Source organism: Spirosoma fluminis (assembly GCF_054778895.1).
Genome location: NZ_BAAGZD010000041.1, coordinates 659,206 through 684,350 on the forward strand (window position 1 = coordinate 659,206; position 25,145 = coordinate 684,350).

At 49.3% G+C, this 25,145-nt stretch carries 29 protein-coding genes; 8 read left to right on the top strand and 21 right to left on the bottom strand.

What is annotated here, in order from left to right; genetic code table 11:
- Positions 1 to 170 precede the first annotated feature (170 nt).
- A complete protein-coding gene (locus ACYVBJ_RS24705) occupies positions 171 to 602 on the top strand; it encodes a globin family protein (RefSeq protein ID WP_460984960.1) in 432 nt (143 codons plus the stop codon).
- Between the two features lie 82 nt (positions 603 to 684).
- Positions 685 to 1,608 carry an alpha/beta fold hydrolase gene (locus ACYVBJ_RS24710; protein WP_460984961.1) on the top strand — a complete coding sequence of 308 codons (924 nt, stop codon included), beginning with the start codon at positions 685 to 687 and terminating at the stop codon, positions 1,606 to 1,608.
- A gap of 290 nt (positions 1,609 to 1,898) precedes the next feature.
- Here ACYVBJ_RS24710 and ACYVBJ_RS24715 read toward each other — a convergent pair whose 3' ends face one another.
- From ACYVBJ_RS24715 to ACYVBJ_RS24750, 8 genes are all read right to left on the bottom strand, one after another.
- Positions 1,899 to 2,957 carry a DKNYY domain-containing protein gene (locus tag ACYVBJ_RS24715; protein WP_460984962.1) on the bottom strand — a complete coding sequence of 353 codons (1,059 nt, stop codon included), beginning with the start codon at positions 2,955 to 2,957 and terminating at the stop codon, positions 1,899 to 1,901.
- An 86-nt stretch (positions 2,958 to 3,043) separates the two neighbouring features.
- Positions 3,044 to 3,307: a hypothetical protein gene (locus ACYVBJ_RS24720; protein WP_460984963.1), complete on the bottom strand. Its 264-nt coding sequence runs from the start codon at positions 3,305 to 3,307 to the stop codon at positions 3,044 to 3,046.
- Positions 3,308 to 3,385: 78 nt separating this feature from the next.
- Positions 3,386 to 4,258: a hypothetical protein gene (locus tag ACYVBJ_RS24725; RefSeq protein WP_460984964.1), complete on the bottom strand. Its 873-nt coding sequence runs from the start codon at positions 4,256 to 4,258 to the stop codon at positions 3,386 to 3,388.
- Between the two features lie 395 nt (positions 4,259 to 4,653).
- A complete protein-coding gene (locus tag ACYVBJ_RS24730; protein WP_460984965.1) occupies positions 4,654 to 4,785 on the bottom strand; it encodes a hypothetical protein in 132 nt (43 codons plus the stop codon).
- Positions 4,786 to 5,151: 366 nt separating this feature from the next.
- Positions 5,152 to 5,487, bottom strand: coding sequence for a transposase (locus ACYVBJ_RS24735; RefSeq protein WP_460984966.1), 336 nt, complete (start codon positions 5,485 to 5,487; stop codon positions 5,152 to 5,154).
- Complete coding sequence (locus ACYVBJ_RS24740; protein WP_460984967.1) at positions 5,475 to 5,621, bottom strand: hypothetical protein; 147 nt, start codon at positions 5,619 to 5,621, stop codon at positions 5,475 to 5,477. Before ACYVBJ_RS24740 ends, ACYVBJ_RS24735 begins: the two co-directional genes overlap by 13 nt.
- 30 nt (positions 5,622 to 5,651) lie before the next feature.
- Complete coding sequence (locus ACYVBJ_RS24745) at positions 5,652 to 5,831, bottom strand: transposase (RefSeq protein ID WP_460984968.1); 180 nt, start codon at positions 5,829 to 5,831, stop codon at positions 5,652 to 5,654.
- Positions 5,832 to 5,900: 69 nt separating this feature from the next.
- Positions 5,901 to 6,179: a recombinase family protein gene (locus ACYVBJ_RS24750; protein WP_460984969.1), complete on the bottom strand. Its 279-nt coding sequence runs from the start codon at positions 6,177 to 6,179 to the stop codon at positions 5,901 to 5,903.
- A gap of 115 nt (positions 6,180 to 6,294) precedes the next feature.
- On the opposite strand from ACYVBJ_RS24750, the gene ACYVBJ_RS24755 reads away from it, so the two are divergent.
- Complete coding sequence (locus ACYVBJ_RS24755) at positions 6,295 to 6,492, top strand: hypothetical protein (protein WP_460984970.1); 198 nt, start codon at positions 6,295 to 6,297, stop codon at positions 6,490 to 6,492.
- Positions 6,493 to 6,698: 206 nt separating this feature from the next.
- Here ACYVBJ_RS24755 and ACYVBJ_RS24760 read toward each other — a convergent pair whose 3' ends face one another.
- The 6 genes from ACYVBJ_RS24760 to ACYVBJ_RS24785 all read right to left on the bottom strand — a co-directional run bounded on the left by ACYVBJ_RS24760 (position 6,699) and on the right by ACYVBJ_RS24785 (position 11,023).
- On the bottom strand, positions 6,699 to 7,427 hold the full coding sequence (locus ACYVBJ_RS24760; protein ID WP_460984971.1) for a DUF3891 family protein: 729 nt from the start codon (positions 7,425 to 7,427) through the stop codon (positions 6,699 to 6,701).
- 87 nt (positions 7,428 to 7,514) lie between these two features.
- Positions 7,515 to 8,018, bottom strand: coding sequence for a pyridoxamine 5'-phosphate oxidase family protein (locus ACYVBJ_RS24765; protein ID WP_460984972.1), 504 nt, complete (start codon positions 8,016 to 8,018; stop codon positions 7,515 to 7,517).
- A 103-nt stretch (positions 8,019 to 8,121) separates the two neighbouring features.
- The gene (locus tag ACYVBJ_RS24770) at positions 8,122 to 8,538 is read right to left on the bottom strand and encodes a four-helix bundle copper-binding protein (protein ID WP_460984973.1); all 417 of its coding nucleotides are present in this window, start codon (positions 8,536 to 8,538) and stop codon (positions 8,122 to 8,124) included.
- A 28-nt stretch (positions 8,539 to 8,566) separates the two neighbouring features.
- Positions 8,567 to 8,794, bottom strand: coding sequence for a DUF2188 domain-containing protein (locus ACYVBJ_RS24775; protein WP_460984974.1), 228 nt, complete (start codon positions 8,792 to 8,794; stop codon positions 8,567 to 8,569).
- Between the two features lie 247 nt (positions 8,795 to 9,041).
- Complete coding sequence (locus ACYVBJ_RS24780) at positions 9,042 to 10,514, bottom strand: two-component system sensor histidine kinase NtrB (protein ID WP_460984975.1); 1,473 nt, start codon at positions 10,512 to 10,514, stop codon at positions 9,042 to 9,044.
- Between the two features lie 68 nt (positions 10,515 to 10,582).
- On the bottom strand, positions 10,583 to 11,023 hold the full coding sequence (locus ACYVBJ_RS24785; protein ID WP_460984976.1) for a response regulator: 441 nt from the start codon (positions 11,021 to 11,023) through the stop codon (positions 10,583 to 10,585).
- 656 nt (positions 11,024 to 11,679) lie between these two features.
- On the opposite strand from ACYVBJ_RS24785, the gene ACYVBJ_RS24790 reads away from it, so the two are divergent.
- On the top strand, positions 11,680 to 12,324 hold the full coding sequence (locus ACYVBJ_RS24790) for a porin family protein (protein ID WP_460984977.1): 645 nt from the start codon (positions 11,680 to 11,682) through the stop codon (positions 12,322 to 12,324).
- Between the two features lie 104 nt (positions 12,325 to 12,428).
- On the opposite strand, the gene ACYVBJ_RS24795 is transcribed toward ACYVBJ_RS24790, so the two are convergent.
- Both ACYVBJ_RS24795 and ACYVBJ_RS24800 read right to left on the bottom strand, forming a co-directional pair.
- The gene (locus ACYVBJ_RS24795) at positions 12,429 to 13,895 is read right to left on the bottom strand and encodes a sigma-54-dependent transcriptional regulator (RefSeq protein ID WP_460984978.1); all 1,467 of its coding nucleotides are present in this window, start codon (positions 13,893 to 13,895) and stop codon (positions 12,429 to 12,431) included.
- 94 nt (positions 13,896 to 13,989) lie between these two features.
- Positions 13,990 to 14,364 carry a response regulator transcription factor gene (locus ACYVBJ_RS24800; protein WP_460979211.1) on the bottom strand — a complete coding sequence of 125 codons (375 nt, stop codon included), beginning with the start codon at positions 14,362 to 14,364 and terminating at the stop codon, positions 13,990 to 13,992.
- A gap of 479 nt (positions 14,365 to 14,843) precedes the next feature.
- On the opposite strand from ACYVBJ_RS24800, the gene ACYVBJ_RS24805 reads away from it, so the two are divergent.
- Entirely contained in the window at positions 14,844 to 15,005 is a 162-nt protein-coding gene (locus ACYVBJ_RS24805) for a lmo0937 family membrane protein (protein WP_460979212.1), read from the top strand.
- 219 nt (positions 15,006 to 15,224) lie between these two features.
- Here ACYVBJ_RS24805 and ACYVBJ_RS24810 read toward each other — a convergent pair whose 3' ends face one another.
- A complete protein-coding gene (locus ACYVBJ_RS24810; protein ID WP_460984979.1) occupies positions 15,225 to 16,298 on the bottom strand; it encodes an endonuclease/exonuclease/phosphatase family protein in 1,074 nt (357 codons plus the stop codon).
- Between the two features lie 300 nt (positions 16,299 to 16,598).
- Here ACYVBJ_RS24810 and ACYVBJ_RS24815 point away from each other — a divergent pair, with 300 nt between their 5' ends.
- Both ACYVBJ_RS24815 and ACYVBJ_RS24820 read left to right on the top strand, forming a co-directional pair.
- Positions 16,599 to 16,847, top strand: a complete 249-nt coding sequence (locus ACYVBJ_RS24815) for a YtxH domain-containing protein (RefSeq protein WP_460984980.1) — start codon at positions 16,599 to 16,601, stop codon at positions 16,845 to 16,847.
- A 32-nt stretch (positions 16,848 to 16,879) separates the two neighbouring features.
- A complete protein-coding gene (locus ACYVBJ_RS24820; protein WP_460984981.1) occupies positions 16,880 to 17,263 on the top strand; it encodes a YtxH domain-containing protein in 384 nt (127 codons plus the stop codon).
- 129 nt (positions 17,264 to 17,392) lie between these two features.
- On the opposite strand, the gene ACYVBJ_RS24825 is transcribed toward ACYVBJ_RS24820, so the two are convergent.
- The 3 genes from ACYVBJ_RS24825 to ACYVBJ_RS24835 all read right to left on the bottom strand — a co-directional run bounded on the left by ACYVBJ_RS24825 (position 17,393) and on the right by ACYVBJ_RS24835 (position 21,307).
- Positions 17,393 to 18,031 carry an NAD(P)-dependent oxidoreductase gene (locus ACYVBJ_RS24825; protein WP_460984982.1) on the bottom strand — a complete coding sequence of 213 codons (639 nt, stop codon included), beginning with the start codon at positions 18,029 to 18,031 and terminating at the stop codon, positions 17,393 to 17,395.
- Positions 18,032 to 18,095: 64 nt separating this feature from the next.
- Complete coding sequence (locus ACYVBJ_RS24830; protein WP_460984983.1) at positions 18,096 to 18,911, bottom strand: AraC family transcriptional regulator; 816 nt, start codon at positions 18,909 to 18,911, stop codon at positions 18,096 to 18,098.
- 149 nt (positions 18,912 to 19,060) lie between these two features.
- Positions 19,061 to 21,307, bottom strand: coding sequence for a sodium-translocating pyrophosphatase (locus ACYVBJ_RS24835; RefSeq protein ID WP_460984984.1), 2,247 nt, complete (start codon positions 21,305 to 21,307; stop codon positions 19,061 to 19,063).
- Between the two features lie 291 nt (positions 21,308 to 21,598).
- Between ACYVBJ_RS24835 and ACYVBJ_RS24840 the strand changes: the two genes are divergently transcribed.
- Positions 21,599 to 24,112 carry a PIG-L family deacetylase gene (locus ACYVBJ_RS24840; protein ID WP_460984985.1) on the top strand — a complete coding sequence of 838 codons (2,514 nt, stop codon included), beginning with the start codon at positions 21,599 to 21,601 and terminating at the stop codon, positions 24,110 to 24,112.
- A 72-nt stretch (positions 24,113 to 24,184) separates the two neighbouring features.
- Here ACYVBJ_RS24840 and ACYVBJ_RS24845 read toward each other — a convergent pair whose 3' ends face one another.
- Complete coding sequence (locus tag ACYVBJ_RS24845; RefSeq protein ID WP_460984986.1) at positions 24,185 to 25,105, bottom strand: helix-turn-helix domain-containing protein; 921 nt, start codon at positions 25,103 to 25,105, stop codon at positions 24,185 to 24,187.
- Between the last annotated feature and the right edge of the window lie 40 nt (positions 25,106 to 25,145).

The following is a 25,145-nucleotide window of genomic DNA, read 5'->3' on the forward strand; positions in this document are numbered from 1 at the left end:
AGGCGCACCGCTTACGCTTTATCGGCTCTATCCTACCCTTCACCTTTGTTTACTTGGTCACCCAACGACGCGCTACTAATTTTGATTCAATAATTGATCTCCAATCAGTTTATACGAGTTGCCCGTTCATTCTCGAACCAGGTAACCAATACAAAATACATTTTTTACTCATGACACCCCATCAAACCCAACTTGTGCAGAAAACATTTGAAATGGTTGCTGCCCTCCCCGCTGAAACCGTCGGTTCCTTGTTTTACAACCGGCTTTTCGCCATCGCTCCCGAAGTGAGGCCTTTATTCAGCCGGACTACTATGCCAGAGCAGTCCCGTAAATTGTTGACTATGCTTGCCTACGTAGTGGCACGCCTAGACAAACCCGATAGCCTGGTGGCCGATCTGACCCAACTTGCCCAGCGGCACGTTCGCTACGGTGTGCAGGATCGGCATTATGATCTGGTGGGTGAGGCTTTACTCTGGACGCTTGAACAAGGGCTGGGAAAGTTCTGGACGGAAGAAACTAAAAACGCCTGGGTGGCCTGTTACACCCTGCTGGCGACTATTATGATAAAGGCCGCCCGGGAACAGCTCGTAACCCATTCCTAGATGTACCCATTTCTCTGGATAACTACGTCAATCTTCTCGTCAAGACTCTCTTTTTTGCCTGTAATCATGCTTTGTGGTCGCTATGAAATCACGTCGGGTATCAACGTTTAAGCATCCAGCGGAGGCAACTTTATTTCTTGAAAGCTGGAGTCAGCAGGTGGAAGCACTCAATGGATTCACCTACGAACGAATTACGATTCCAACCACGTTCGGAAATACGCGTGTCTGGGCCGCCAACAGCCATCTGTCCACGGCTAAACCAATAGTATTCTTTCCCGGTGCTCGAACCTGTGGCCTGTTTTGGGATCTGGACAATTGCCTGCTTCCTTTTCGCGAAACTTACCGGTATTACCTGGTCGATGTGAACGGTCAGCCAAGCTTAAGCGATGGGCATTGCCCAGATCTTAAAACAACGGACTATGGCCGTTGGGCTACCCAGATTCTGGATGGGCTTGGCCTGCAAAAGACCTCTATTGCCGGGGCTTCTTTGGGAGGACTTATTTGTATGAAATTATGTTTAGCCTCGCCCAACCGGATTGACCGCGCCTTTCTGCTCAATCCGGCAGGCATCCAATCGTTCTCTTCATCGCCTGGAAATCTATACTATAACCTCCTGCCAATGCTGTGGCCTACACCGGGCAATTTGAACCGGTTTTTAGACGCGGCTGTTTTTTGTTCGCCTACGCACAGTATACCATCCGATTATAGGAACCTGATGAGCCGTTATCTGCTTTATGCCTTAAAGAATCATACGTTCCGGGGTGATTACCCGGCCCCGCTCAAAAAAGAGGAATTGCATCGGTTAACGACTGATCTATTTTTACTTACGGGCGAAAAAGATTTGTTATTCCCTGCTGGGGAAACCATTCGATTAGCGAAGCAGCACATTCCGTCGCTTCAGGATGTAGCCCTGTTAACCAATACAGCCCATGGTATTGAAACCTCAAAAGAAGCGATCAGAATAATGTATAATTACCTCCAAACGGATCCGGGAACAAGAAGGTAAATTTGAGGAAGGAACAGGCTAACCATGACCCTGAAAGAGGATACAGTTCCATCTGTATTCGTCAATGAATGGGTTCCTGCTTAACGTAAAGTTGGGATTGATTAAAACTGTAGTCAGCCACTTTATGCCCTTAACAGCGTAGCGTAGGTAGATTTGAGTTCAGCAGGGGCCATGTGCCGTCAGGTACATAACCCTGGTGCAAGAGTGAATTGTTCTACCGCATCGGCGGCCCAGCGACGCTATGCTGCCGAGGCCCATTGGAGCCCTTTCTAATCCCGAATTCTCGTTACTTAGTACTCCTCCCGGTTAACCCGACGACCGGTTTTATAGGAATGGGTCTTATCCGCAGCGTCGCGGTCGGCTTCGTTGGTGACCATTGTAAATGAAGCCGGATCAGCCCCTTCGAGTAATTTACCTTCGTAGTAGACTCGTTTGGTATCTCTAGCATAGCCATATTCCAGCATACGGAACGACGGGAAATGGGCCTCTTTTAACGGATCAGCTTTATAGAAAATGACCTTATTATCTTTCGCGTACTGATACGACAGGATCGAAAAGCTCGCTCTGTCGGCAGCGGCAATCAGGCTATTCTGAAAATAGACATGGGTGGTGTCATGGGCATAATCAACGTAGATTTCATCCCATTGACTAAAGGTGGACGGGTCAGCGGCTGGTAGCACATCTTCTTTGTAAAAAGCGTGCCGATTATCGGTTGCATAATAAAAGCCAACAGCCGTGAAGGAGTCGGGCTGAGCTTCCTTAATGACCCGTATGCCCGGGGCACCGGCGCCGTCCAGACTGGTCCAGGAATAATAAACCGCCCGCTTATCTTTCGAAAAATTTGTACTTACTACCGCAAATGAAGGCCCATCGCTTCCGGGAATTGGTTTGAAATTGAAATAGCCGACTTTTTCATCCTGCCCAAACGGATAGTCGAGCGGTTTGAACGTAGCTATATCGACCACCGCAAAGCCTGTTTCTTTATAATACGCGCGAAACCTGTCTTTAGCGTAGTCGTAGGCAATCGCCCGAAATGAGCCAGCATCTGCTTCCGGAATCCGGCTGATTTTATCCTTTCTGGTGGTCTCAAACAACTTGAAATCGAGGTAATTGTCGCAATAAAAAACGGAAGCATTATCCTTGGCGTAATGCTCATCGAGCGCGGTAAAACTCGTCCCGTTTGACGAATCAAGCGAAATGCCCCGGTAATAACCAGTACTTTTATCTTTTGCAAAAACAGCGTTCAATGCCTGAAACGAATCGTAATCAGCTGAACGCATCCGGAAATCTTTATAATAAACCGAGCCATCTTTTGTCTGATAGCCACCCTTTTTACAGGCTACCAGCATGCTTAGACCGAGGAGAGAAAGCAGGAGCCCAAGCGATTGCCTAGCCAGAAAATACATCAGTTTGATTATGTTAAAAAAGTCTCTCATCAATTCGAACGAATATAATAGACAAGCCACAGGATGAGAATTTCCAGCAGTAAGGCCATACTTTTTGTCCAGGGGTAGGGTAACCAATTCAGTCCCAGTAATACAAGCAGGCTGAGAATCATCAACCCTTTGATGGTTGATTCGACGCCCTGTCCGGCGGCATCGTGGGAGCCATTCGGCTGAAGCAGTGCATATAACACCAGTAATGTCCAGATACCGATCAGTACCCAGTTTGTCGTAGTAAGTAGTTTGATAATTGACATCTGACGTATCGTTCTGAAAATCCCTCTGGCGTTCGTGCCAGAGGGATAAAGTTGAAAGTAATGAGTAGGTAGTCGGTTCTAGTGAAGGCCTATAGTAGCCATCACGTACGCATAGTGGATCTTCTCGACCGGACTTCCGCCAAACGTATACGACATCGTTCGGTCGGCGACATAGCCATCCCCCGGAATCATGTAGGAATAGAATCGGTCACTCGGTGTTGCAACGACAGGCAAGCCCGAGGGGCTATAGTATACCCATTTCACCAAGTGTAGACTGCTCCTGCCGAAAATAGGCAAAAACGTATCGTGCTCCGGCAGCATAGGAACATTCAGGTTCAGCGGGTAGGTTACGTAGGAGTGGTGATCATCCAGGGTCGGTACAACATAGGAAAAGGTTATGTCCATGGATTCAGTTGTAGTGATCGCCACCGTAGCCTTAATTAAATCGCCGTCTTTGTCGTAGGTATAGGTGGCGCCACCGATAGAACTGTTCTGATTCTGGCAGGACGACAACTGACCTTTCGCGTTGTAGGTATAAATCCAGTGAGTTTCACCCGTATTGGTCTTTACGACGGATTCGGTGCAGCGGCTCCCCGTCGCGTTGAGCGTAAAGGTTTCGTCGCGAACCAGAATGGGGCCTTGGTAAGAGGCCGCCCGGATGGAGCCGGGAGCGTAGGTATAATCGGTATGATACTCCACCCCGCCCCGGACGGCTGTGGTCACTTTTTGAAGGTGGCCGTCGGATGAATACGAAAGGCTAGAGTTACCGTATTTAGTGAGTCTGTGCGTTTGCGGGAGGTTAGTCGATGGAAAAATCTCCTCATTCTCGGTTCCCAAGCGGGCGCCGTTCAACGGAGTTGGGTTGAGCAGACCGTCTTTCTCGCAGGAAACCAGGCTTATTGACAGAGCCAGACCCAGCCCAGCGGTGATAAGTTGACGTAACGTGTTCATTGGCAGTGTGATTGGTTGATTAAAATCAGGAGCCGAGTTTCGGCCTTACTTGTTTGTTTACGAAGCAAAAGTGGGGGTACTGAAACGGTCCATCAAAGATTTCGTTAGGAGTTGTAGCGATTCACTGACTGAAGGGTGGGGATCTGCCGACGAACTGACTTTGGCAGGATTATCCATGCAGCAAGGCCTGAGTCTTTCCCCAATGGGGTTTCTCATTTTATCTCGTCCAGGTAGTCACTATGTATTTCGGAGATGCTGGTTCAGCGTCACTTTGGGGAAGCCGTCGAATTCCGAGTCAACACTCGCAGGGGCAATAGATCAAATTTAGCTTTGCCATACATGGTTCGCTGGATGGTCTTCAGCCGATTCACCTGCCCTTCCGTTTGACCGTTACTCTACTCGGCTCGAAACACTTCATCAACAGCGGCAAAGTCCTGACGCATACCGCGCACAAACTCACTCAAGACATATATCTTTTCAGCATCGGCACACCAGTTTGCTGACTCTTCCGCTTGACGGTTCTGCATGAGTTGCTTGAAACGTAAACTCAGTTGGTTCACCTGATTAATCAATTCATTGCAATGGAGTAAGTATTCTAAAAAAGGACGATCTGTGTCCAGCCAATCGACGGCTGGCTGGCCTACTAATCGAATGAGCCGACGGCTTGAATAGCTGAGTTCTTTTTGGGCAGGTGGTAAAGTAGGCTCGTAAGAAGGGCGCGGGTAATTTGCTAAAAAGGCAGCAAAGATGGTATAGCGTCCATTTTAACTCTGGACTTTGATTTCCTCAAACAGCGTTTTGACACACGTTACACCGGCTTGCCAACGCTGCTATAAATAGACTTCATACGCTAGGGCGTGTTGACATTCAAGTTACCAAAATCAAAGCTGACGTTATGTAAATGAATCCGGCACAGTCGCTGCTGTCTTATCGTAGCGTGTAGCCAACTGACGGTACTGCTTGAGCTTGTTGAAATAACGCTCTACTTTGTTGCGGTCTTTGTACAGATTGGCGTCAATCGAACGCTCAACGAACCGATTCTTCTTGGCCGCTATGACCGCTTCTGTCGGCGAGTTACCCAACCAATTCAACAACGAATCAGCCTCATAGCCCCGGTCAGCGATTACGGCATCTGTCTCATAATTAGCCAACAAAGCTTCGGTCTGCTTGATATCGGCCTGTTGCCCAACGCTGAAAACAATTCCTAATGGGTTGCTTAAGGCATCCACCACCGCATGGAGTTTGCCGGGCCGCTGGACAACCGCTCCAGCGGCCCACCGATTACTCTAAGCATTCGCTGGCAGGGCCCTTTTTTCTGCCCAACGGCATGCTGGTGGGCACCCACCGTGGTGGCGTCGATCATCAACCAGTCCAGGTCTGGTTCTTGTAAAGCCTAGAAGTCGTTTTGCCAAACGCCAGACTTGGCCCATCGGCGAAAGCGTTGATAGACCGAGTTCCACCGTCCAAAACGTTCGGGCAAATCTCGCCAGGGTGCTCCTGAACGGGCTATCTTTAAGACGGCATTGCTACATGGCCCTCTCGGCGTAGGAGTAGCTGGGTGATTCGTTTCCATTGCTGGTTGGTAATTTTATAACGGCGCATGGTGCAAAGATGAAACGCTTGGCTAACAGTTACCTAACTGTCAACACGCCCTAATACCAGTGATCTTGTCCTGGAAAATTTCGTCACAGCCTGCTTTCTGCAAGGCATTTAGTTGGGTATCCAGATTCTGTTCGAGCGTTGAGACGCGGCTATAGCCAAAAAGAGGGTTCAGAAAGGCACGACTTTTTGAACTTTGACTGGTGAAAGCTATTGAATCGATCAAAACTGGCAAGTGACGGATTTTGTACGAAACGGCAGAAATATCCCATTTTCTTTCGAAAACTTCCCAAAAACAGGAAACCTTAAACATGTTCAGCATTAGCCTCAACAATACGTACCTCTTCTACCCCTGCAACCGGAGATTGTTTTGTTTAACTCGTGAAAATGTTGTTAGTTTAAAGGCTAAATTTTCCAGTCACCAAACCAGTAAACCAATGCCTGATTCTATTTGCCCGAAATGCAGCACCAAACGCTTTGAGATTGTAGAGAAAGACGACATTAAGGGAAGTAACTTTAAGCTAAATTTTGTGCAGTGTGCCAATTGTGGAACCGTAGTTGGCGTGACTGACTTCTTCAACCTGGGTCAGATGTTACGTCTGGTTATGGATAAACTAGAGATCAACGTAGCGTAGTGCCTCTTCAAAACTAGTTGGCCAGCCTCAGTGAGGCTGGCCAACTAGTTTTGAACTATATAGCTCGTTACGTCCCTCGTAAGCCGATCCTTAATGCCTTCACCTCGTTCCTGATACGCCCAGTATCGGCTACTACGTCCCGGCAACAATTTTATCTCCTTCTCTGGTACGCACGCGCCCGACCTGCTGAAAAATATCCGAGAAAACTATTGCTTAAATTTCCACTCCCTGATAGTTACAGGCGCCTGCTGAATGGCCTCATATAGCGCATTATCATCCGCAAAAACGAGCTGTTCCAACTGAAACGCTTCAACGTGTACGCTGAATTCGGCATCCCCGAACGGCCAGGGGTCCAGGCTAATTGTCTCATCAGTACGTTGCCGAATGAAATAAGAAACACCGTCGGGCCCAACACTCACTTCCAGACGGCGTTCTTCGGGAGGAAGCTGATCCATACACAGAATCAGTGATAGTGCATCGCACCATTGCAGAAACGCGTAGGCGTATTCAGCTTCGGCTTTTGTGGCTTTATACTGCTTCCGCCACGTGGGCTGGTTGACCTGGCGTTGCTGATCGAGAAAAGCGTCCAGTTCAGGGTCCTTGCCCCGCTTGGGCTCGTAAAGAAACGAGGTGTGCATCGACATCATCAAGGCGTTCCAGCGGCTCTTCTGTAAGCCAATCTGAATCATCTGCTGACACTGTGACAGTGAGTATTCCAGAATCTGAAAGTGCAGCGGAGCACCGGCCGTGGTTAAGTGATTACGGCCCTCCCAGCTATCCTGTCCATCGTCATGCTCCGTGAGCGCAATCAGGGTTTCGTACCAATGAACCGGACGTTTGTCAGTTCGCCAGTGTACGGCCAGCTGCACTGCCAATAGTCCATGCGCCTGCTGGTTAATCAGTTGCCAGCCTGTATCTGTTTGCGTAACAATCATAAACGAGCAGATGAGTACACGTAATACAGAAGGGGACGAAGGATAAATAAGTTTTCCCTTCGTCCCCTTCTGTATTACGTGTACTCGTTAATTATATACTTTTTCGTTTTCACCCATTTTCGGCGGGTTGCCCGTAATGGCGGCTGTTGCCTGCTGAAATAAACGTACCATCGTACTATCGCTGGCATTCCAAAACTCAGCCATGTGCGTATGAACCTTCAGAAGAATCAGATCCGGATCGTCTTTGCCCTCCGGAAACCAGGCTTTGGCCTGCGGATTCCAAAGCTCATCTACTTTCGCCCGATCATCAAGTTCATCGGCGGTTCCCGAGATAGAAACGTATTCAGCATCACTTACGGAAACGAAGGCGAGGTTAACCCGGCGCTCCGTGTTGTCGATCTGATCCACTTTCGGCGACGAACGCTTCGTGAAAAACCAGAGCGTGCCTTCTTCATCCATTTGCAGGGCCGCCATTGGCCGACTGACCAGATTCCCCTGCTCGTCGACGGTGGTCATCATCGCAATGCGAATATCGCCCACCAGTTCCCGGACTTTTTCTAATTGGTTATTGTTCTGTGGTTTCGTTTCCATATCGTTGAATGGTGAAAAGCCGTTGATCCGCCGACATAGCGCCGTACACGTACCCGTTATAACCGAGTAGTGGGCCGCGATGTTGGCGGATCAATGGTAAAAATTAATTATATAACGTTTCGCGCAAATCGATGCCGTAGAACAACGAAGCTGGCGTTGTCACTGGGTTTTTCGATTCAACCTCTGTCTGGTAAGCCATATCCAGAATGCCTACACAGCTACAAATGGTTTGCTGGCACATCGCATAGACTTGGTTACAGCGTTCAGTATTGAACTGGCTGACCTCCTGCGCGCACTTTTCGCAAACCTCAATACAGGCCTTCGCCATCAAACGGGTATTTTCGGAACCCCGCACATAGAGCATGGCCAACTGACGGCACATATCGGCACAGTCGAGGTTAAGAAAAATGCTGCGGTACCAGCTTTCGATGTCTTCCGAACGCGAACATTCGGTGGCAAACTCATCGCACAAAGCTGCGCAACCTGTTAACGAATCGTAGATGTTTTTCTTCCAAACCATGGTATAACTTGACAAGGGTTAAGGTTGATTAAGCGTAAGGACGAGCTACTATCGCCGACCGTTCCTGATCAGCGCTCAGGTTACGAGCCCACTGCCGGGCCATGTCAACACTAGTAGAGATGACCAGTTGTTTATCTAACTGCCCTTGTTCCAGTAACTGATTGGCAATTTCAATTGCTTTCGCTCGTGTGCTGGGGTTTAGCGAGCGCATTGCCGCTGGAAAGTGAGAAGGTGTCCACATACGCGTAGTCATCATAGTGATTATGCTATAGCTTATATTGTGCCAGCTATTACTCCACCTATCCAGTGCACTTAGAAATTCAAATTATAAGTTGACTATCAACAAATTACATACATAACAGCTAGTTAAATCTAACATAAAGTCACCATCAGAAATTTTAGGCTGTGGAAATATTCCGGGAAGTGTGTATTTTTTTGCCCACTCAATTCCACAAAAAAAGCCGCGTGAGCGGCTTCTGATGATGACACTAAGCTTCACGCTCCTACTTGGGGAAGAACAACCGGAAAGAGGTTCCCTGCCCTACAGCGCTATCTACCTCAATCGATCCTTTATGGCTATTTATAATGTTCTGAGTGGCCGTTAGGCCCAGACCCATACCGCCTGACTTGCCGGTAAAGAATGGATCGAACAACCGTTTACGGTCCGATTCGCTGATGCCGCCCCCGTTGTCCGTTACGTCAACGCAAACGCGATTATCTTCCGTGCAGGTCGTTTTAACCACCAATACGCCTTTCCCTTCTTCCATAGCTTCGACAGCATTAACCAGGATATTCAGCAAAGCCGTTTTAACCTGATCGTTATCCAGCATAGCCGTACAGTCATCGGCGGAAAAAGAAGTTACCAGCCGCATTCGCTTCAGCTTGATCCGGTCGTTTACCAACTGCAGCGTTGCCCTGACTACCGCGTTGAAATCCTGCCGCTTCCGGTCAAGTTCCCGTGGTTTCGACGAATTCAGCATCTCGGTAATGAGCTGGCCAATTCGGTCAACATTACGTCCGATTATGTCCGTAAACATGTTGACGTACTCATTGTCCGAATCAAGTTCTTCTTTGAGCTGCTCCAGGGCAAGGCTTAAGTTTGTGAGCGGGTTCCGGACTTCATGGGCAATGCTGCGGGCTATTTTGCCGGTCATGGTCAGTTTCTCGGCGAGAATTAAATCCTGCTGAGCCCGTTTCTGATCGGTAATGTCGCGTACAATTCCCTGGTACCATTCGGGGCGCCCCACTATGTCGTCGACGGCCCAGACAGAAATCTGGCAGATTCGCTTACGGCCGTTTCGGTTGATAAGCGTTGTTTCAAAATCTTTAATCTGGCCATGCTCCCGGACATTGAACCGTAGCTGACGCAGGTGATTCAAATCTGAGAAAAGCCGCGCCGGGTTCAGTTCCTGCAATTCTTCACGGTTGTAGCCCAGCAATCGTTCAACTGAGGGGTTGGCGTCCTGAAAGCGCAGGTCGTTCGTAGCAACGAAGATGGCATCAATGGAGCGCTCGAACAACGAGCGGTATTTATTCTCTTTCTGAGCCACTTCAGCGAGTACACTTGCCTGACGTAATGCGTACCGAATACTACGGCCCAGCAATTGGGCATCAATACGTCCTTTAACCAGGTAATCGGCGGCTCCCAATTCGAGGGCCGACTGATCGACGGTCAGGTCGTCTTGCCCCGTAAGCAGGATCATGGGCGCGCGGCAGCCCAGTCGGAAGGCTTCCTGAATCAGATCGATCCCGGTGTTGTGCCCCAGGCGGTAATCGACCAGATATACATCGTGCTCATCGTCGCCGATGGCCTTCATCGCTCCCTCGTAGCTGTCGACCCAGTCGAGTTTAATATTCGCGTTTTCCCGAGCGGCTACAAGCGCCCTGGTCAGCATATAATCATCTTCGTCGTCTTCAACCAGCAAGACACGAATCGTTTTCCGTGTTTCTATTACGTCGAGTGTAGCAGCTATCATAAACTATGAGTACGTTGTTTTCAGTGACGATTCAGCGGTACGTAAACCAGTAAGGAGTTTGCCCGAGGTTACGGCAGTTTAACCGTATCCATCCAATACGTTTTCAGGGCGCCAACCATCTCTACCAATCGATTGAAATTGAACGGTTTGGTAACGAACGAATTCACGCCTAGATTATAAGTTTTTACTACGTCCTCATCGGCCGACGAAGTGGTCATGACCACAACCGGCAAACGACGTAGTTTAGGGTCATCTTTTATTTCCTCAAGTGCCTGGAATCCATTTTTCCGGGGCATATTCAAATCCAGAATCAGCAGGTTAGGCCACGGCGCATTGGATGCGTTATAGCGACCCTGATGACGCAGGTATTCCATTAATTCTTCACCATCTTCCACAAAGTGAACAGCTTGTGTGTATCCGTTTTGCCGAAGTGCCTGATCCATAAACAAACGGTCGTCAGTATCATCATCAGCAATCAGGATTGTCATGTTCTTCGGCTTACGGTGCATAAAGTTATAGATAAAGCAGAACTAAGTTACGGACGTACAGCTCAGCGGTCAATTTCTTACGTATTGGTTAGCTTTTCGGTACTTAACCCAAACGTTTTAATGCCTTACTAATGAGGGTTTGGCAAAAGAGATTGACAGTTGTTCTGACCAAAAATAGCTAAAAACCTTAAACTACAACCGGATTTACTCCATTAAAATCGTGATAAACGAACTGCCCGTTGTTTAGTCCTTATTTACGATAGGCAAAAGATACTACCGGCTTCTTTTATTCAAAAAGCCAGCGACCGACTGACAGGGAAAACCCGTGATTACGTATCACCAGTCATTGCTATATTCCATTACTGACGGATTATTCTGCGGAGACAATGTATAGCCTCTCGGCTTAATTAGTTGGGCATGTATTCTAAGCAAAATCCTTTTTGCTGCTTTAAAAATATGACCGATAAGTTGAACGGTCTATTCTACAAACTGTAGAAAAACTTACGCGTTTTTCTTTCTTGCCACGTATAGCCGTAACGTCAGCCGACGCGTCCAAATCGGTATAATCCAAGTATATAGGCCTGTTCCAAGCTTTGCAGACGGGTTTGGCACGCTTTTGACATATTGACCCGTAAAGCAGGAACCCATTCTGCTGGTACATTAACTACATTGTCGTTATGAAAAAATCTGTGAAGACCTTACTTGTAGCCGTTACCTTACTGGCTGGTCTGTATCTCATCAATCCATCTACTGCACTGGCTCAGGGCCGCACCCGGGTTGGTATCAAAGGCGGTTTAAATGCCAGCTCTTTGTTTTATGATTCGCAGGGTGTAACCAATAAAAATGAACGGATTGGCTTCCACGCCGGTGTATTTGCTCAGGCTCCTATCGGCGAATTTTTCGCTATCCAGCCTGAATTGTTGTACATGACGAAAGGAGCCTCAGCCGATTACAATATTTTAAGCGTTAATGGTCGAAACACATTCCAACTGAATTACGCCGAACTGCCCGTTCTGGCAACGTTTAAATTAGGCCAGGCGGTTGAGTTACAGGCGGGGCCTTATGTCGGCTACCTACTCAATTCGAACATAAATTCGAACGGTGATTTTGGTGTCGGTACGGCAGCCATCAACCGCGATAATTTCAACAAGGTAGACTATGGTCTGGCTGGTGGGCTGAACATCTATTTCGGAAAAGCGTTCATTGGCGCTCGTTACGAACAGGGCTTACAGCGGATCGCCGAGGGGGGAGCAGCCCGTTCCTTACTGGGTAATGCCAAGAACAGCGTCGGGCTGATCTCGGTGGGTCTAAGCATAAACTAGTGTAAACACAATCAGGAGCGTACTGAAAGCGAGTTTTTTAACTACTCCGCTTCCAGTACGCTCCTGATTATTGCCTTACTCCGATTTTTCTCGGCGCTTATAATCTAAAGATGAATATCGTACGCCTTTAACTTGTTGTAAAGCGTTTTACGATCGATGTTGAGTACTTCGGCCGCTTTTGTTTTATTGTAGCCGGTCTTTTCCAGAACTTTCAGGATAGCAGCCCGCTCCGCATTTTCAGAAACAGATTTTAAGTTAGCTGCTGACTGGCTAAATACAGGAACACCGGGACGGACGGGATCAAAACTAACCTGAACACCCCCGCCGGATGTATCTTCATGCGTAAAATACTGGGGCGAAATAATTTCGTGCGGCAATACGTCAGCCTCAACGTAATCGCCTTGGGTAAGCAGCACAGCCCGTTTTACTACGTTCTGCAACTCGCGCAGATTGCCGTGCCAGTAATATTCCTTCAGCTTTTCCTTGGCTTCGTCGTCGAAACCCAGAATGTCTTTCTCCAACTGCTGATTTGCCGATTCGAGAAAGTGTTCCGCAAAAATCATAATATCGGCTTTACGCTCCCGCAATGGCGACAGGTGAAGCTCGAATTCGGCAATGCGGTGGTAGATATCTTCCCGAAACTTACCTTGTCGTACGGCTTCGCGCAGGTCTTCGTTCGTAGCGACGATAATCCGTACGTCAACCGGAATATCCTGGTTGCTACCGATCCGCCGAATTTTACGTTCCTGCAAAACACGTAACAACTTGATTTGATTATCGTACGAGAGGTTGCCAATCTCGTCCAGAAACAAGGTGCCTCCGTTAGCAAACTCGAAGCTACCGGCCTTGTCCGACATAGCGCCCGTAAACGAGCCCTTGACGTGTCCGAACAGCTCACTGCCTGCCAGGTCTTTACTCAGCGCTCCGCAGTCAATGGCGACAAACGGCTTGTCGGCGCGTTTGCTTTTCAGGTGAATGGCATTAGCTACAAACTCTTTGCCCGTCCCTGTTTCGCCGGTAATGATCACCGACATATCCGTGGGAGCAATCAGATCAATGTGTTTCTGGAGCTGTTCCGCGGCCCGGCTCTTACCAAAGATAAACCGCTTTCCGTCCGGCGTAAGCGATACTTTAGTCGTAGTAGTTTTAGCGGGCGCAGCTTTGGTGGGCGTACTTGTACCAGAGCTGGTCGACTGCGAGATTGACTGGGTGCGCCGTTCGAGCGCTCCTTTAATCGTGTACAGGATCTCGTCGGGATAGAGAGGCTTGGTTACGTAATCGTAGGCACCGTGCTTGACCGTTTGCACAGCCACCCGAACGTCGGAATAGCCCGTAATAATAATGACGGCCGTGGTGGGATGCATAACCTTTATTCGGCGCAGCATCTCAAGGCCGTCGATATCTGGTAATTTAAAATCGCAGATAACTAACTCAAACGCTTCCTTCCGTAGTAGTACTAAGCCATCTTCGCCACGCTGTACCGAGGCTGTTTTATAGCCTTGCTTGGTTAAAAAGCGTTCCAGAAGCAAGCAGATATCATTATTATCGTCAACAATCAGAATTTTTTCCATGAAGGAGAAGTAGCTTGTTCAGACAGACGAAGCCCACCAAAACAAGTAATAAGAAACGATGGAAAGGCCTCCCTAGCTGTATGAACAAAGTTACTCAAACCTGAATGGTTTGCAAAGCCATTTCAACCGAACGCCGGGTAAAGGGCTTGCCTATAAAATAATCGGCCCCCTGTTCAGTCGCACGTCGGCGCTCAGCTTGCCCATCGAACGCACTGATCATAATAATCTTGGCTTCGGTCTGATCTTCCTTAATGTGTGGAAGTAGATCGAACCCCAGCCCATCTGGCAGATTCAAATCAAGAAAAATGGCGTCAAACTGCTGCGAATTGAGGCATTGCCGACCTTCTTCAATGAAATGAGCGCAAGTAGGTTGATAGCCTAGCCGACGAAGTAATCCGGAAAGCAACAAGCAAATATCGGCTTCATCATCAACGATCAATACACGCTTGGCACTACTTCCTGTATTCATTACGGCTGGTCTGAATTGCTGGCCCGCGCTAACACCTAACATCGTCCTCACCACGGTCAAATTTTGTTTTTCATACATCTATACAGCGGTTTCTTATAAAATATAGTGCCGAAACTAAGCTTTATTAAAAAATTTGCGTATTTCTACCCATAATCACCGACAGATTAGCCACTTGCATTAAAAAGGAGCATAATCCCATTTATAAACCTATCCACTCGATCCACTCGTAATCATGATCTATTGCGCTTTATTTCTACGATTATTCCACAGTTGTAGAACTTTTTCCCCAACTGTTCAAGTCGGTCTACGTACTGATGTTACCAATAGTAGAAGACGTTACAACGAGTTTATCTCTCATTTACAAGCCTATATGGCTACTTATCTTCTTACAACACCAGTAGCGGAGAAACTTGGCACAACTTTTTCTAGGTAAACTGGTAACGGCGAGATAATTCGTTCTGATTTACTCACGAAACGTTATGGGAAACCTTCTTTACACGATTGCGGTGATTCTGATCATCATCTGGCTGTTGGGGTTCCTCGGATTCAATAGCTTTGGATTGGGAGGCTTAATCCACGTACTGCTGGTTATTGCCGTGATCGCGATTATTTTACGCCTGATTCAGGGGCGTGGCGTGTGAAGAAGTCGAGTACCAAAAAGATATTGCGTGACTAGTGGCAGTTTCACAACTCACGAACACAGTAGGCCTAACAAATTAGCACGTTTAGGTTTAGGTGGTTTCATTTTAGGTTAAGTACAAGTTACGGTGGGTACGGAATCCCTGTGTCAAGTTGAACACAGGGATTTTTTTATGCCTTTATAGCTGAACGTAAGTCAACCGTACATGCTCGCAGTTCTGCTAGGTAGCCTTATCGATAATCTTCTTTGTTTCGTTCAGGTCGTCACGTTCAGGCTCTGGAGTCTCTTTTTCGGCCTGGAGTGTCGGTGCATAAATCAGCGATACTAGAATAGGGAAATGGTCGGAGCCGCAATTCGGCAGCCGTTGGAGTGTCTCCAACTGAAAATGGTGAGACACAAATACGTGATCGAGCGGCCAGCGCAGAAAGAAATACCGGGCGTGAAACGTACTGAACAGACCCCGGCCGACCCGAGGATCCAGTAGTCCGCTTACTCGCTGAAACAAACGGGTTGTATGCGACCACGCTACGTCGTTCAGATCACCGGCTACAATAATGGGCCCGTCGAGTGTACGGCATTCTTTTCCCACCAGCAATAGTTCGGCATCACGCTCTGTAGAACGGTAGTGTTCGGTTGGGCTCGGCGGCATAGGATGAACCCCAAAAAAGTGAATCAGTTGTCCGGAAGGCAGCGTTAACTGGGTGTAGATGGAAGGAATATCGTCCTGAATCAGGAAACGCAGTTCCTGATGGCCGATGGGTATACGCGAATACATAAGCATACCGTACGTATTTTCGAGCGGATAAAGAATCCGGTAGGCATAGCTCGCTTCTATAGGCTGCAAGGCGCGTCGCCAGGCTTCATTGGTTTCCAGTAGCAAAACAACATCAGGCTGATGCGTCTGAATCAGCGCCAGTACGTCGGGCGTTTGGGTGTTGTCCATAAACACGTTGGCCGTTAGCAGACGAATCCGATTCTGGGTAATAGCCGATTCATCAGTAACCGGTTGAAGCGCCTTTACCTGCCTGTCATGCACAAACGTGTACGGGTAAATCAGCCAGCCCTGGTACATCATGGCCGCCAGTAAACCGAATGGGATAAGACCAAGCGGCCAGCTAAAAACGGGATTGACGACCAACCAGCCCACCAGCCCGGCCGTGGTTAAGGCCGTTAACTGAAGATGAGGGAAATCCCAGATGCGTATCCACCAATAATCGAGTCGGATGAAGTGGATGAATGAGGCTACAACAAAAAAGCTTGCATAAACCGAGAAGAAAAGGAGTGTAGGTGTCATTACCCGAAGTGAAGGTTGGTAATTAAGCAACTTGTAAAGCCTAGGCAAATGTTTTTCCAATCGCGAATCCAAATCCACTCTGCCTGGTCGCTTTGATGCAATCTGGTCTGCCTGAGATTGATGAGTTGGGTAAAACCTGGACGTCGTTGTAGAAATTACTCCTCAATTCATTAAAAATACGTCTTTCCACTGCAACCAGATAACTATTTTATCCACAGCGAGTTACTAAATATATCACAATGTGGTACAAAATTTTCTAAAGGGAAGGCGTATCCAATCATCACACTAGACCAAGAGCACATGAAATCATTACCAGGTGTCTTAGTAGGAATAGCAGTAGGCGCGGTTATTGGCGTTCTGCTAGCCCCGGAAAGTGGCAAGAAGACTCGTAAGCGAATTTCGTCGGAGTCTGACTCGTTTTTCAAAGACCTTCAGGATCAACTTCAGTCGGGTCTTGAGAATATCAAAGACCAGTACAACGACTACGTAGATTCGGCGGTAAGCAAAACGCAGGATGTAGTCGAGCAGACGAAGCGCAGAGCGAAGTAAACCATCACTAATCACCTAAAACAAGCAAAGCAATGAGAAGTACAAGAGATTTTCTGACAGGCATTATTACGGGCGTTGTTATTGGGTTGTTAACAGCCCCACGTAGCGGTAAAGAAACCCGCGACAAGCTGGTTGATGAAGCCAACAAGCGCTCGGGCGACCTGAAAGATCAGTGGGAAAAAGGCGTGGCTCAGGTGAAAGAAGGTTACGAGCAGGCAAGAACTCAGGTTGATGAATACGCTGCCAAAGCGAAAGATCAACTGAACCAATATAAAGATCAGGCACAGTCGGCCTACAATCAGGCGCAGACAAACAAGGAAGATGTAAAAGGTCAGTACAACGATAAAGTTGACCAACTGGCTGATGATGCAGAAAGCACCATTGAGAATAACAAAGACTCTTTCAAAGTCAGCTAGGTTCTAGCACCTGATTTACTCAACGTATTGAAAAGAGGTCCCCACCGGAATTTCCGGTGGGGACCTCGCTTTTTAACGTTACCGATCAAATCAACATCGACTTGCCTCCAGATGTCCGTCCGGATAGGTTTAATACGATACACCGGGGGTTTTGTGCAGGTACGTATTGTCGGTTAACTGCTTCAGCATAAAGTCCGCTACGTCGGCCCGGGCTATTTTGACTTTGAGCGCCTTGTCGATAGCTGCAAACCCGTGCCGATACTGACCAGTTAGCTGATCGTCGGTCAGGTTACCAGGCCGCACAATCACCCAATCTAGTTGACTTTGTTTGATGTATTCTTCCTGAAGGGCGTGATCGGCAAACCCCTTCCGCAGGATAAATGGCACAATTATGTACTTGAAAAAGAAAGGGGTCATATCCAGTACGTCCCGACTGTCGCCGTAGCCAAGTGAGGTTTGGCAGATTAGTCGCTGGACACCGTTTTTCTCCATGGCCCGAATAGTATTCAGGGTCCCCTCCGAGCGGATCGTGCCAATTTTATTGGCCGGAGACCCGATCGCCGATAGAACCGCATCCTGTCCCTGTACGGCCCGTTCCAGCGACGGGTAATCCAGTACGTCGCCCTGAACAACGGTCAGGTTGGGGTCAGTCAGGTTGAGTTTGGCGGGGATTCGCGCGAAGGCGGTGACCTGATGGTGTTGTGCGAGGGCCTGTTCGACAAGTTGGCGGCCTGTGCCACCGGTTGATCCAAGAATAAGCAGTTTCATAGTCTTTTTTTGACAAAACTAGAAGCCCACTTAGCCCGAAAATAGAACAAAACCGACACTTACGTTACGTCATCAGCAAGGAAAAGTTATCGGCTACGTCGCCGGTCTGTTTCCGAAACTGATAGGGTGAGACCCCCGCAAACTCTTTGAAGGTGCGAATGAAATGCGACTGGTCGGCATATTCCTGCTCAAATGCTATGTCGGACAGCTTGTCGTACGTATTGTTCCTGAGTTGCCCCAGCGAGGCCTGAAAGCGGCAGATTCGCGCGAAGAGTTTAGGCGAAATACCAACCCATTGCTTAAACCGGCGTTCAAAGCTCCGTTCCGTCAGCCGCAGGTCATCCTGTAACTTTTTTAGGGACACATTGCCGCTGGATGCGATCAGCTGCGAGAGTGCGTATTTCATGGCAGCATCGGTCGGTCTGCTGGTTTGGGTAAGCTGAGCGGTTAAATACGATGAAAGCACGCTAATCTGGCTGTCCACCGACTGAGTATTCTGCAGTCGCTCTGCCAACGAATGCCCTTGTCGGCGGGATAGCAGGTTCAGGTCTGTACAGCCGTTGGTAAGTTCATCAGCCTCCAATCCGAATACGGTTTTTAGCGCGTCGGGGTAAAAGACGACGCCAATGGTCCGCAGTGTACCAATCGACGAAATCTCGGTACACTGCGTTGTTTGCCCATACAGAAACAAGTCGGGCAGTTGCTTTTGGTTCTGAACGAGCGCTCCTTCATTCGATTGGTGAAACATGACGCCCGGACAGCCATCGGCAATGGGTCTGAACGTTGCCGGCAGGATGTCGGCAGTAGTACGTTCCAAGGTCCAGATATATCGAACGTAGCCCCGCAGGTAGTCAGGCGGTTGTCTTTCCCGGTAATTCATAAGCCTGTCCGTCAGTCATAATTAACCAGCCTGTTTTCTCCCTTAAACAATCCTGGCTGCTACTGCTAAAGGAACTTAACAAACATAAAAACAAATACGCCAACTCCTGTCAGGAATCGGCGTATTTGTTTCGTATCTGAGCGTTTGGTTTAAGGACGTTCGGCTTTGTCTTTCCCCATATTTGGTGTGCTGATCGTATCGTTATCGGCCGCCGTTGATTCCTCCAGAGGAACTTCGGTCCCGGCTGCTGTCTTGCCTTCTCTGGCCGAGTTTGGTATATCGGACGAAGGCACGGCGATGTAGGGCGCAATAACGAGCGAGACAATCGACATCAGTTTGATCAGGATGTTCATCGACGGACCGGATGTATCCTTGAACGGATCACCGACCGTATCGCCCGTTACCGATGCCTTGTGCGGCTCCGACTTTTTATAAAACATTTCACCGTTGATCTCCACTCCTTTTTCGAACGATTTTTTGGCGTTATCCCAGGCACCACCGGCGTTGTTCTGGAAAATCCCCATCAATACGCCCGATACCGTTACGCCCGCCAGCAATCCACCGAGGACTTCGGGACCAAAAATGAAACCGACGATAACCGGTGCCGTTAAAGCAATTGCACCTGGCAGCACCATTTCGCGGATCGATGCCTGAGTCGAGATCGCTACGCACTTTTCGTATTCGGGTTTGCCGGTTCCTTCCAGAATGCCCGGAATTTCACGGAACTGACGGCGCACTTCTTCCACCATCTTCATAGCAGCCCGGCCCACAGCGGCAATCGCCAGCGAGGAGAAGATAAACGGAATCATTGCCCCCACAAACAAGCCAGCCAGTACGTCGGCTTTGTAAATATCAATGGCGGAAATACCCGAAATACCCACGAACGCGGCAAACAAAGCCAGGGCCGTCAGCGCAGCCGAGGCAATCGCAAAGCCTTTTCCCGTAGCAGCCGTGGTGTTGCCGACCGCATCCAGAATATCCGTGCGGCTCCGAACTTCTTCGGGCAGGTAGCTCATTTCAGCAATCCCGCCCGCGTTATCGGCAATGGGGCCAAAGGCGTCAATGGCCAGCTGCATGGCCGTAGTGGCCATCATACCGGCCGCCGAAATAGCGACGCCGTACAGACCCGCAAAATGATAGGACGTATAGATACCAGCCGCCAGCACCAGAATCGGCAGAACCGTTGATTCCATACCGACCGAAAGCCCACCGATGATGTTGGTAGCCGCTCCCGTTGCTGATTGCCGAATGATTGACAAGACCGGGCGACGGCCCATCGCGGTATAATATTCGGTGATTATCGACATCAGCGCCCCCACGATCAAACCCGTTACAATGGCGTAAAACACGTCCATCCGCGTAAACTCAACGCCCCGAATCTCCATCGTTACGTCGGGCAGGTAGCTGGTTACCAGAAAGTAGGACGCAATCAGGGTGATGATGATGGAAGCCCAGTTGCCGAGGTTCAACGCCCCCTGTACACTCCCGTTATCGTTTTTGATACGTACGAAATACGTAGCGATAATCGAGAAAATCAGGCCGAGACCGGCAATCATCATAGGCAGTACGATGGGTGCGTGTCCGGTAATGTTTGCTTCCGCCGGAATACGGATCTCGCGACCCAGTACCATTGTTGCCAGAATGGTTGCCACGTACGAACCGAACAGGTCAGCCCCCATACCGGCCACGTCACCAACGTTATCACCTACGTTATCGGCAATAGTAGCCGGGTTGCGCGGATCATCTTCCGGAATACCAGCTTCTACTTTACCGACGAGGTCGGCACCAACGTCGGCCGCTTTTGTATAGATACCACCGCCTACGCGGGCAAATAAGGCAATTGATTCGGCCCCGAGCGAAAAACCGGCCAGGACTTCGAGGGCTTTTTCCATAGGCAGACCATTCACGTCACCACCGGGCCCAACGTACAGGTTATATAAAACGATAAAAAGGCTGCCTAGTCCTAACACGGCCAGACCGGCTACGCCGATACCCATCACCGAACCACCCGTAAACGATACGTTCAGGGCGTCGGCCAGGCTGGTACGAGCCGCATGGGCAGTACGTACGTTTGCCTTGGTGGCGATATTCATGCCGATATAACCCGCTAAGGCAGAGAGGAAAGCGCCAAGTAAGAAAGAAAGACCAATGATGGGACTGGAATTCTCGACCAGCGTACCGGAGTACGCTAATAAGATGGCCACTATGATACCAAAGTACGTCAGTACTTTCCATTCGGCCTTAAGAAAGGCAATGGCTCCATCGGCAATGTACGACGCGATTTCCTGCATCCGGGCATCCCCAGCGTCCTGCCGGGATACCCACAGGAATTTTGTGAACATGACCAACAAGCCAACAATACCCAGGAGGGGAACCAGATAGATACTGTAATTCATGCGATTGATTAATAGGTTAGAAATTTGATTGCTCGCAAAGATAGAATTTGCCCTTTCATAACCCAACGTAATAAGGGCCGCTGGTTGACTTTTTTCGAGGTTTTTTACAGTTTTTCGAAGAATCATCTGTACTCTGGAAAACCACTTTTATCCGGCGTCGAATGATTCAATGCGTCCGCTGACTTCATAGCTCGTTGTTGATACGTACTCCTAAACACGTTACGCCGGAAGGCGTGTTTAAAAGCCCAGAGCGGTTATATTTGCCAGTATTGATTTCCAATTCAAGAGCCCGTGAAAAAACGCTCCCTACTCTCTGTTCTCCTGTTCCTGATTATTTCTTCGGCTGGTCTTGCTCAGGTGCCCTACGGCCCGATTAAAACCGCATCGTCCAGCGACATATTATCAAACCTTAACAAGCTGAATGTACTCGGCTCCGTACTGTACATAGCGGCCCACCCCGACGACGAGAATACGCTGCTGCTGGCGTACATGGCCAAAGACCGGCTGGTCAGGACGGCGTACCTGTCGTTGACGCGGGGCGACGGCGGGCAGAACCTGATTGGACCCGAGCAGGGCGAAAACATCGGCGTTATCCGAACCCAGGAGTTACTGGCCGCCCGGCGCATCGACGGTCCCGACCAATATTTCAGCCGGGCCTATGACTTCGGCTTCTCGAAATCGACCAACGAAGCCGTTCGGACGTGGGGTCAGGATAAAGTCTTGGCCGATGTCGTCTGGATGATTCGTAAGCACCAGCCCGATGTGATTATCACGCGCTTTCCGCCCGATGCCCGCGCGGGTCACGGTCACCATAGCGCGTCGGGTTTCCTGGCGGAAGAAGCCTTCAAAATTGCGAACGATGCCAACCGGTTTCCTGAGCAGCTGGCGTACGTAAAACCCTGGCAGGCCAAACGCATCATGTGGAATGTATTTATTCCGAATGCGTTTTTCAGCAACAAAAAGCCCGACGAGCCGGGCAATCTGATTGGCATTGAAACAGGTTTATACAACCCGCTGCTGGGCAAATCGTACGGCGAAATTGCGTCCGAAAGCCGGACTCAGCACAAAAGCCAGGGATTTGGCGTAGCGGCCAACCGGGGAGCGCGCATGGACTATCTTCTCTTGAAAGGGGGTGATCCGGCCGAAAAAGATCCATTCGACGGTATCGACCTAAGCTGGAAACGTGTCCCGAACAGCGAATCGGTACAGACGCTGGTCAATCAGGTGATTGCTCAGTTTAAACCCGATCAGCCAGCCGCGTCGGTACCCGCACTGGTGCAACTGTACGGCGCGATAGGCAGGCTGGACACCTCAAGTATATACGTAAAAACGAAACGCCAGGACATTCAAACGCTTATTCAGCAATGTACCGGCTTATGGTTCGAGACAAATCCGGCCGATTATGCAGCTACGCCCGGCGAGTCGATTAAGTTAACAACCAACGTAGTGGGGCGCTCTGCCGAAGCGGTTAAACTAGTCGGTATTCGGTATTCAACCGGCAAAGACACTACGTTGAACCTGGCGCTCAAGCCGAACGACGTCGTGGTGTGGCCAACAACCGTAACGATTCCGAAAACACACAAGATTTCGCAGCCCTACTGGCTCGAAAAACCAATCGATAAAGGCTTATTTCAGGTAGACAACCAGCAGTTGATTGGCTTACCCGAGAATCCGCCCGCCCTATCCGCCAGCTATACCTTTGAGATAGAAGGCCAGCGCTTTACCTACACCCGACCGGTTGTTTACAAATCAACGGATCCCGTAGACGGAGAGACTTACCGACCCTTCATCATTCAGCCCGATGTTACGGCTAATCTGGGTGAACGGGTGTATGTGTTCTCAACCAGTACGCCCAAGACGGCCGAGGTGGTGGTACAGGCCGGTCGCGCCAACGTATCGGGCACCTTACGGTTATTCGTTCCGGTGGGCTGGCGGGCAGAACCGGCTTCGCTGCCGTTTACGCTAACAAAAAAAGGCGACGAACAGCGGTTGTCATTTACGGTTTCACCAACGGCGCAGGCGAAAAATGGCAAGCTACAGGCGGTGATGACAACCAACTCGGGCACATTCACGACGGGTTTGCGCGTGATTGCCTATAAGCACATCCCTACGCAGACGCTCTTTCCGCCTGCCGAAGCCAAACTGGTGAAGCTGGACGTGAAGGTGACGGCTAAAAATATCGGCTACATTGTCGGAGCGGGCGACGAGGTTCCGGCGGCCCTGCAACAGATGGGGTGCCGGGTAACTTTGCTCGGCCCGGCCGAACTAAACGGAAATCTAGCAGTCTACGACGCCATTGTGGCCGGTGTGCGGGCTTATAACACCAACGACTACTTAGCCCGTTATCAGGCCAAACTCTTTGATTACGTCAAGAATGGCGGCAACCTGGTCGTTCAGTACGTAACGCCGGGTGGTTTTGTGAACAACGGCGGCCTGAAAGTAGCGCAGCTTGGCCCCTACCCTTTTACAGTTGGCCGCGACCGCGTGACTGAAGAGGATGCTAAAATGACGTTCCTTAATCCAGCGCATCCGCTGCTCAATACGCCTAACAAGATCACAGAAGCCGACTTTTCGGGCTGGATTCAGGAACGTGGCCTTTACTTCGCCCAGGACTGGGACAAAGCCTACGAACCCATCTTCTCGGCCAACGATCAGAACGAAGCGCCGAAGCAGGGCAGTCTGATTTACGCCAGCTACGGAAAAGGACATTATATGTACACGGGACTGGTGTTTTTCCGCGAACTGCCCGCGGGTGTGCCCGGAGCTTACCGATTGTTTGCCAATATGATCTCAGCGGGAAAATAAGTAAAGAAAAACCTTCTGTAAACGTCAAAGCCAGTCTCATCGACTGGCTTTGACGTTTACAGCTATTCGGAATTAGTTAAACGAATGCCGGAATTCAAGCGGTGATACGTTCGTCTTGTTCTTGAATAGCTTGCTGAACGACTGCGGATACTCGAACCCGAGCTGATACGCGATTTCACTGACCGACATGGACGTAGTGCTTAATACCTCTTTCGCCTTGTCAATGAGTTTGTTTTGAATATGCTGCTGCGTGCTCTGCCCCGTTAGCGCACGTAGTGAATCGCTTAGATAACTGGGAGAAAGGTTGAGTTGGTCTGCGATGTACTGCACCGTAGGCAGCCCCGATTTCTGAACGGCCTCGCTGTTGAAGTAACGGGTAAGCAGTTCTTCGACGCGGATCAGCAGATCGTTACTGGCCTGCTTCCGGGTAATGAACTGCCGGTTGTAGAACCGGTTGGCGTAGGTAAGCAACAAGTCCATGTGAGCGACGATAACATCCTGGCTGAAGGTATCGATTGCCGAATGATATTCCTGTTCGATATTCTTCATGATAGACGTTATCATGGCCTCTTCTTTCTCGGAAAGATGCAGTGCTTCGTTCACCGCGTATGAGAAATACCCATATTCTTTGATGCGTTTGGCCAATGGATAATTCTGAATAAAATCAGGATGAACGACCAGCCACCAGCCGTTCAGCGCAATCTGATCGGCGGCATCGGTAGCGATGACCTGACCGGGCGAAAAAAACGTCATCACTCCGTCATCGAAGTCGTAGTAGTTCTGACCGTATTTCAGTTTCCCGGCGAAGTCTTTTTTGATGCAGATCGAATAGAAGTTATAAACAAAACTACCGACCAGTTCCGAGCAGGAGGCTCTCAGATCACTCAGGTCGATCATGCTCACCAACGGATGCTGCGGCCGGGGCAGCGATAGTAAGCGGTGTAATTCCGAAATTGACTTGATGACGTAAGGAGTAGTCGCCGTTTTTTTCATCGGTAGAATCCGTTAATCAACCGGAAGAACTCTGGATGGC

Bases quoted from the DNA above. Each gene is read 5' to 3' on its own strand.
- ACYVBJ_RS24705 (WP_460984960.1), top strand. From the start codon at position 171: ATGACACCCCATCAAACCCAACTTGTGCAGAAAACATTTGAAATGGTT.
- ACYVBJ_RS24710 (WP_460984961.1), top strand. From the start codon at position 685: ATGAAATCACGTCGGGTATCAACGTTTAAGCATCCAGCGGAGGCAACT.
- ACYVBJ_RS24715 (WP_460984962.1), bottom strand. From the start codon at position 2,957: ATGCTGGTAGCCTGTAAAAAGGGTGGCTATCAGACAAAAGATGGCTCG.
- ACYVBJ_RS24720 (WP_460984963.1), bottom strand. From the start codon at position 3,307: ATGTCAATTATCAAACTACTTACTACGACAAACTGGGTACTGATCGGT.
- ACYVBJ_RS24725 (WP_460984964.1), bottom strand. From the start codon at position 4,258: ATGAACACGTTACGTCAACTTATCACCGCTGGGCTGGGTCTGGCTCTG.
- ACYVBJ_RS24730 (WP_460984965.1), bottom strand. From the start codon at position 4,785: ATGCAGAACCGTCAAGCGGAAGAGTCAGCAAACTGGTGTGCCGATGCT.
- ACYVBJ_RS24740 (WP_460984967.1), bottom strand. From the start codon at position 5,621: ATGATCGACGCCACCACGGTGGGTGCCCACCAGCATGCCGTTGGGCAG.
- ACYVBJ_RS24745 (WP_460984968.1), bottom strand. From the start codon at position 5,831: ATGGAAACGAATCACCCAGCTACTCCTACGCCGAGAGGGCCATGTAGC.
- ACYVBJ_RS24750 (WP_460984969.1), bottom strand. From the start codon at position 6,179: ATGCTGAACATGTTTAAGGTTTCCTGTTTTTGGGAAGTTTTCGAAAGA.
- ACYVBJ_RS24755 (WP_460984970.1), top strand. From the start codon at position 6,295: ATGCCTGATTCTATTTGCCCGAAATGCAGCACCAAACGCTTTGAGATT.
- ACYVBJ_RS24760 (WP_460984971.1), bottom strand. From the start codon at position 7,427: ATGATTGTTACGCAAACAGATACAGGCTGGCAACTGATTAACCAGCAG.
- ACYVBJ_RS24765 (WP_460984972.1), bottom strand. From the start codon at position 8,018: ATGGAAACGAAACCACAGAACAATAACCAATTAGAAAAAGTCCGGGAA.
- ACYVBJ_RS24770 (WP_460984973.1), bottom strand. From the start codon at position 8,538: ATGGTTTGGAAGAAAAACATCTACGATTCGTTAACAGGTTGCGCAGCT.
- ACYVBJ_RS24775 (WP_460984974.1), bottom strand. From the start codon at position 8,794: ATGATGACTACGCGTATGTGGACACCTTCTCACTTTCCAGCGGCAATG.
- ACYVBJ_RS24780 (WP_460984975.1), bottom strand. From the start codon at position 10,514: ATGATAGCTGCTACACTCGACGTAATAGAAACACGGAAAACGATTCGT.
- ACYVBJ_RS24785 (WP_460984976.1), bottom strand. From the start codon at position 11,023: ATGCACCGTAAGCCGAAGAACATGACAATCCTGATTGCTGATGATGAT.
- ACYVBJ_RS24790 (WP_460984977.1), top strand. From the start codon at position 11,680: ATGAAAAAATCTGTGAAGACCTTACTTGTAGCCGTTACCTTACTGGCT.
- ACYVBJ_RS24795 (WP_460984978.1), bottom strand. From the start codon at position 13,895: ATGGAAAAAATTCTGATTGTTGACGATAATAATGATATCTGCTTGCTT.
- ACYVBJ_RS24800 (WP_460979211.1), bottom strand. From the start codon at position 14,364: ATGAATACAGGAAGTAGTGCCAAGCGTGTATTGATCGTTGATGATGAA.
- ACYVBJ_RS24805 (WP_460979212.1), top strand. From the start codon at position 14,844: ATGGGAAACCTTCTTTACACGATTGCGGTGATTCTGATCATCATCTGG.
- ACYVBJ_RS24810 (WP_460984979.1), bottom strand. From the start codon at position 16,298: ATGACACCTACACTCCTTTTCTTCTCGGTTTATGCAAGCTTTTTTGTT.
- ACYVBJ_RS24815 (WP_460984980.1), top strand. From the start codon at position 16,599: ATGAAATCATTACCAGGTGTCTTAGTAGGAATAGCAGTAGGCGCGGTT.
- ACYVBJ_RS24820 (WP_460984981.1), top strand. From the start codon at position 16,880: ATGAGAAGTACAAGAGATTTTCTGACAGGCATTATTACGGGCGTTGTT.
- ACYVBJ_RS24825 (WP_460984982.1), bottom strand. From the start codon at position 18,031: ATGAAACTGCTTATTCTTGGATCAACCGGTGGCACAGGCCGCCAACTT.
- ACYVBJ_RS24830 (WP_460984983.1), bottom strand. From the start codon at position 18,911: ATGAATTACCGGGAAAGACAACCGCCTGACTACCTGCGGGGCTACGTT.
- ACYVBJ_RS24835 (WP_460984984.1), bottom strand. From the start codon at position 21,307: ATGAATTACAGTATCTATCTGGTTCCCCTCCTGGGTATTGTTGGCTTG.
- ACYVBJ_RS24845 (WP_460984986.1), bottom strand. From the start codon at position 25,105: ATGAAAAAAACGGCGACTACTCCTTACGTCATCAAGTCAATTTCGGAA.